Source organism: Burkholderia sp. IMCC1007 (assembly GCF_027257875.1).
Lineage (GTDB): Bacteria > Pseudomonadota > Gammaproteobacteria > Burkholderiales > Burkholderiaceae > Burkholderia.
In genome coordinates this window covers 21,617-28,028 of the sequence record NZ_JAPVQY010000079.1, presented here as the reverse complement: position 1 = coordinate 28,028, position 6,412 = coordinate 21,617, and the positions used below count along the sequence as shown (strand labels likewise).

Below are 6,412 nucleotides of genomic sequence, written 5' to 3'. Positions count from 1 at the left end.
TCCGCGTCCGCGCCCATCTCGACGGCGAGGCACACTTCGCTGATCAGGTCGCCTGCGTTCAGGCCGACGATCCCGCCGCCGATCACGCGATGGGTTTCCTCGTCGAAGATCAGCTTCGTGAAGCCTTCGTCGCGGCCGTTCGCGATCGCGCGGCCCGATGCGGCCCACGGGAACACCGCCTTGCCGTACTTGATGCCTTCGGCCGTGCACTGGTCTTCCGTCTTGCCGGCCCACGCCACTTCCGGATCCGTGTACGCCACCGACGGGATCTGCAGTGCGTCGAAGTACGCCTTCTCGCCGTGTGCGGCTTCCGCTGCGACGTGGCCTTCATGCACGGCCTTGTGCGCGAGCATCGGCTGGCCGACGACGTCGCCGATCGCGAAGATGTGCGGCACGTTCGTGCGCATCTGCTTGTCGACGTCGATGAAGCCGCGATCGGTCACGGCCACGCCGGCCTTGTCGGCGCCGATATTCTTGCCGTTCGGGCTGCGGCCCACTGCGACCAGCACGAGGTCGTAGCGCTGCGCTTCCGCCGGGGCCTTTTCGCCCTCGAACTTCACGTAGATGCCGTCTTCCTTCGCTTCCGCGCCGACCGTCCTGGTCTTCAGCATCACGTTGCCGAAGCGCTTCGCGTTGTACTTTTCCCAGACCTTCACGAGATCGCGGTCCGCACCCATCATCAGGCCGTCCATCATTTCGACCACGTCGATCTCGGCGCCGAGCGTCGAGTACACCGTGGCCATTTCGAGGCCGATGATGCCCCCGCCGATCACCAGCATGCGCTTGGGCAGCTGGCGGAGCTCCAGCGCGCCCGTCGAATCGACGACGCGCGGGTCTTCCGGCATGAACGGCAGCTTCACCGCTTGCGAGCCGGCGGCGATGATCGCCTGCTTGAACTTGACGACCTTCTTGCCGTTTTCGCCCTGCACTTCCATGTGGAACGGATCGACGAACGCGCCCGTGCCCGTCACGACTTCGACCTTGCGTGCCTTCGCCATGCCGGCGAGGCCCGTCGTCAGTTTCTTGACGACGCCGCCCTTGAAGTCGCGCAGCTTGTCGAGGTCGACTTGCGGCTTACCGAACGTGATGCCATGCGACGCGAGCGCCGCGGCTTCCTCGACGACGAGCGACGTATGCAGCAGTGCCTTCGACGGGATGCAGCCGACGTTCAGGCAGACGCCGCCGAGCGTCGAGTAGCGTTCGACGAGCACGGTCTTCATGCCGAGGTCGGCTGCGCGGAACGCGGCCGAGTAGCCGCCGGGGCCGGCGCCGAGTACGAGCATGTCGCATTCGATGTCGGCGGCGCCGCTGTAGCTGCCGGCTTGCGGCGCGGCTGCGGCCGGAGCCGGTGCAGCTGCTGCGGGCTGCGGCGCTTCGGGCGCTTTCGCGGGTGCGGGCGCGGCTGCGCCTGCCGATGCTTCGACGATGGCGATGACGGTGCCTTGCGAGACTTTCTCGCCGGCTTTGACTTTGACTTCCTTGACGGTGCCGGCGACGTCGCTGGGCACTTCCATGGAGGCTTTATCGGATTCGAGCGTGATGAGCGTTTGCTCTTTTTCGATCACGTCGCCGGGTTTCACGTTGACTTCGATGACATCGACGCCGCTGAAATCGCCGATATCCGGAACTTTGACTTCGATGAGACTCATGTACGTCCCCTTCTTGTTTGGCTACTGAGAGAGGGATGGGAAACTCGCGTATGAACCGGGACTACGGCCTGACGAGAGAACGCGAACCTGGGCAGGACCACCTTTGCCGTCCGCCCAAGGACGCGCCTTTCTTTTGGTTACTTTTCTTTGGAAGACAAAGAAAAGTGACCGCCGCCCCGCGCAGGGGCGACGCTAATAGACCGTAATCGCAACAAGTTCAACGACGGGACATGGCGAACAGAAAAAACCACGCCCCGCGAGCCCCTCATCTCATCAAAGAATGATGCGACGGAAATCGGCCAGCAACGCGCCGAGATACGCATTGAACCGCGCGGCTTCCGCGCCATCGATGACGCGATGGTCATACGACAGCGACAGCGGCAGCGTGAGTCGCGGCACGAACTGCTTGCCGTCCCACACCGGCTTCATCTGCCCGCGCGACAACCCGAGGATCGCCACTTCCGGCGCGTTGATGATCGGCGTGAAGTTCGTGCCGCCGATCCCGCCGAGCGACGAGATCGAGAAGCAGCCGCCCTGCATCTGGTCCGGCTTCAGCTTGCCGTCGCGTGCGGCCTTCGACAGCTCGGCCATTTCCTTCGCGATGTCGACGAGACCCTTCTTGTCCGCATCGCGGATCACCGGCACGACGAGACCGTTCGGCGTGTCCGCCGCGAAGCCGACGTGGTAGTACTGCTTGAACACCAGGTTGTCGCCGTCGAGGCTCGCGTTGAAGGTCGGGAACTTCTTCAGCGCCGCGACGACCGCCTTGATCACGAAGGCCAGCATCGTGAACTTCACGCCCGCCTTCTCGTGCTCCTTGTTCAGCTGCACGCGCAGTGCTTCGAGCTCGGTGATGTCCGCTTCGTCGTTGTTCGTGACGTGCGGGATCATCACCCAGTTGCGATGCAGGTTCGCGCCCGAGATCTTCTTGATGCGCGACAGCGGCTTCGCCTCGAACGGGCCGAACTTCGAGAAGTCGACCTTCGGCCACGGCAGCAGGTTCAGCTCGCCGCCCCCTGCCGGCGCAGCTGCCGCGGCCGGTGCCGCGCGCTGGCCCGTCATCACGCCCTTCACGAAGCCAGTGACGTCTTCCTTCGTAATGCGACCCTTCGGACCCGAGCCCTGCACACGCGCGACCTCGACGCCGAGCTCGCGTGCGAACTTGCGTACCGACGGCGACGCATGGCTCGCGCGGTATTCGCCCGACGCAGCGGCCGGCGCGGCAGCAGCCGGCGCCGGAGCCGGTGCAGCCTTCGCCGGTGCCGGTGCGGCAGCCGGCGCCGGAGCAGCAGCGGCCGGCGCCGGAGCGCTTGCCTGCGGTGCGGCGGCAGCCGGTGCGCCTGCGGCTTCGAGCAGCACGATCAGCGTGCCTTCCGATACCGAGTCGCCCACCTTGACCTTGATGTCCTTCACGACGCCGGCGGCCGGGCTCGGCACGTCCATCGTCGCCTTGTCCGATTCGAGCGTGACGAGCGACTGCTCCTTCTCGACCGTATCGCCGACCTTCACGCCGATCTCGATCACCGGGACATCCTTGTAGTCGCCGATGTCGGGCACCTTCACTTCGAGCGTGCCGCCCGATGCAGCCGGTGCTGCCGGTGCGGCTGCCGGAGCGGCCGCTGCCGGTGCAGGCGCTGCCGCCGGAGCCGGAGCCGCCGCCGGTGCGGCCGCGCCGTTCGGCTGCGCCGCGGCGCCGCCTTCGAGCAGCACGATCAGCGTGCCTTCCGACACGGAATCGCCCACCTTGATCTTCACTTCCTTGACCGTGCCGGCTGCCGGGCTCGGGACGTCCATCGTCGCCTTGTCCGACTCGAGCGTGACGAGCGACTGCTCGGGCTCGACGGTGTCGCCCACCTTGACGAGCACCTCGATGACGGGCACGTCCTTGTAATCGCCGATATCCGGCACCTTCACTTCGATCGCTTGACTCATCTTTTTGTGTCTCCATGGCCGCGCGCGCCCCTCCCGGAGGCGGCGCGCGGCGTCACACGGCGCGTGTGCGTTAAACGGTCATCGGGTTGGGCTTGGACGGATCGAGGTTGTACTTGGCGATCGCGTCAGCGACCACCTTGCGCTCGATCGTGCCTTCGTCGGCCAGCGCGTTGAGCGCGGCGACGGTGACCCAGTGACGGTCGACTTCGAAGAAGTGACGCAGCTTCTCGCGGGTGTCCGAACGACCGAAGCCGTCGGTGCCCAGCACGACGAAGCGGCGATCGATCTGGCCGCGGATCTGGTCGACCAGCGCACGCACGTAGTCGGTGGACGCGATGACCGGACCTTGCGTGTCCTTCAGGCACTTCTGCACGTGCGACAGACGACGCTCTTCGGTCGGATGGAGCAGGTTCCAGCGCTCGACGTCGTGGCCTTCACGTGCGAGTTCGGTGAAGCTCGGCACGCTCCACAGGTCGGCGGCGACGCCCCAGTCGTTCTTCAGCAGGTCGGCGGCGGCGATCACTTCGTTGAAGATCGTGCCCGCGCCGAGCAGCTGCACGCGCGGCGCCTTCTTGTCGGCGTCGGCCTTCTTGAACGCGTACATGCCCTTGATGATGTCGGCCGCCACGTGCTCGCCCTGCGGAATCGCCGGGTGCTCGTAGTTCTCGTTCATCACCGTGATGTAGTAGTACACGTCTTCCTGGTCCTGCACCATGCGGCGCAGACCGTCCTGGATGATGACGGCGAGTTCGTAGCCGAACGTCGGGTCGTAGCTCACGCAGTTCGGCACCGATGCCGCCCACAGCAGCGAGTGACCGTCTTCGTGCTGCAGGCCTTCGCCGTTCAGCGTCGTGCGGCCCGCGGTGCCGCCGAGCAGGAAGCCGCGCGAGCGCATGTCGCCCGCCGCCCATGCGAGGTCGCCGATCCGCTGGAAGCCGAACATCGAATAGAAGATGTAGAACGGCACCATGATCTCGCCGTGCGTCGAATACGACGTCGCCGCCGCGATCCAGTCGCACATGCCGCCCGCTTCGTTGATGCCTTCCTGCAGGATCTGGCCGGTTTGCGATTCCTTGTAGAACATCAGCTGGTCGGAATCTTCCGGCACGTACTTCTGGCCTTCCTGGTTCCAGATACCGATCTGGCGGAACAGGCCTTCCATGCCGAACGTACGCGATTCGTCCGGGACGATCGGCACGACGCGCTTGCCGAGCGCCTTGTCCTTCAGCAGGATGTTCAGGATCCGCACGAACGCCATCGTCGTCGAGATCTCGCGGCCTTCGCCCGTGCCCTTCAACAGCGGCTCGAACGCGTCGAGCGCCGGCACCGGCAGCGACGTCGCCTTCTCGCGGCGGTGCGGCAGGTAGCCGCCGAGGTCCATGCGCTTCTGGCGCATGTATTCGAGTTCCTTCGAGCCTTCCTCGAACTTCAGGTACGGCACGTCGGCGATCTGCTCGTCGGTGATCGGCAGGCGGAACTGGTCACGGAACTTCTTCAGTTGCTCGACCGGCAGCTTCTTCTGCTGGTGCGTGATGTTCATCGCCTGGCCCGACTCGCCCATCCCGTAGCCCTTGATGGTCTTCGCGAGGATGACGGTCGGCGCGCCCTTCGTGTTGGTCGCTTCGTGGAACGCCGCGTAGATCTTGTGCGGATCGTGACCGCCGCGGTTCAGCGCCCAGATGTCGTCGTCCGACCAGTCGGCGACCAGCGCCTTCAGTTCAGGCGAGTTGAAGAAGTGTTCGCGGACGTACGCGCCCGACTCCGACTTGTACGTCTGGTATTCGCCGTCGACGCATTCCATCATGCGGCGCATCAGCGCGCCCGACTTGTCGCGCGCGAACAGCGCATCCCAGCGGCTGCCCCAGATGACCTTGATCACGTTCCAGCCGGCACCGCGGAATTCCGATTCGAGTTCCTGGATGATCTTGCCGTTGCCGCGCACCGGGCCGTCCAGACGCTGCAGGTTGCAGTTGATCACGAACACGAGGTTGTCGAGCTTCTCGCGGCTCGCCATGCCGATCGCGCCGAGCGATTCCGGCTCGTCCGTCTCGCCGTCGCCGAGGAACGCCCATACCTTGCGGCCTTCCGTCTTCGCGATGCCGCGCGACTCCAGGTACTTCATGAAGCGTGCCTGGTAGATCGCCATGATCGGGCCGAGACCCATCGACACGGTCGGGAACTGCCAGAAGTCCGGCATCAGCCACGGGTGCGGGTACGACGAGATGCCCTTGCCGTCGACTTCCTGGCGGAAGTTGTCGAGCTGCTCTTCCGACAGGCGGCCGAGCAGGAACGCGCGCGAGTACACGCCCGGCGACGAGTGGCCCTGCACGAACACGAGGTCGCCGCCGTGCTGGTCGGACGCTGCGTGCCAGAAGTGGTTGTAGCCGACGTCATACAGCGTCGCGGCCGACGCGAACGACGCGATGTGGCCGCCGACGTTCGTGTCCTTGCCTGCGCGCAGCACCATCGCCAGCGCGTTCCAGCGCGTGTACGAACGGATGCGGTGCTCGACGTCCTGGTCGCCCGGGATCTTCGCCTGGCCTGCGACCGGAATCGTGTTGATGTACGGGGTGTTGGCGGAGAACGGCAGGTGCTCGCCGTGCATGCGCGCGAACTCGATCTGCTTTTCGATCAGGTAATGCGCACGGCCGGTGCCCACGGAGGAGATCACACCGTCGAGCGACTCGAGCCATTCAACGGTTTCTTGCGGGTCGTCGTCACGTTCGGCGGCGACATACTTCATCACTTCGTTCGGTACAGCGGACATTCTCGTCTCCTGGGTCCTGGAATGTGAGGATCGCTCTGGGGCAGACGACGCGGTGCGGCCGGCT

Annotated in this window: 3 protein-coding genes; all 3 read right to left on the bottom strand. The window is 65.3% G+C overall.

Going from position 1 to position 6,412, the window contains the following annotated elements; genetic code table 11:
- A partial coding sequence (lpdA, locus tag O1Q03_RS36665; RefSeq protein ID WP_269510409.1) for a dihydrolipoyl dehydrogenase occupies nt 1-1,649 on the bottom strand: 1,649 nt, incomplete at its 3' end.
- Nucleotides 1,650-1,922: 273 nt separating this feature from the next.
- Nucleotides 1,923-3,581 carry a dihydrolipoyllysine-residue acetyltransferase gene (gene aceF, locus O1Q03_RS36660; RefSeq protein ID WP_269510407.1) on the bottom strand — a complete coding sequence of 553 codons (1,659 nt, stop codon included), beginning with the start codon at nt 3,579-3,581 and terminating at the stop codon, nt 1,923-1,925.
- Between the two features lie 70 nt (nt 3,582-3,651).
- Complete coding sequence (gene aceE, locus O1Q03_RS36655; RefSeq protein WP_269510405.1) at nt 3,652-6,348, bottom strand: pyruvate dehydrogenase (acetyl-transferring), homodimeric type; 2,697 nt, start codon at nt 6,346-6,348, stop codon at nt 3,652-3,654.
- Nucleotides 6,349-6,412 lie beyond the last annotated feature (64 nt).

Coding starts and splice junctions, on each gene's coding strand:
- aceF (WP_269510407.1), bottom strand. CDS start 3,581: ATGAGTCAAGCGATCGAAGTGAAGGTGCCGGATATCGGCGATTACAAG.
- aceE (WP_269510405.1), bottom strand. CDS start 6,348: ATGTCCGCTGTACCGAACGAAGTGATGAAGTATGTCGCCGCCGAACGT.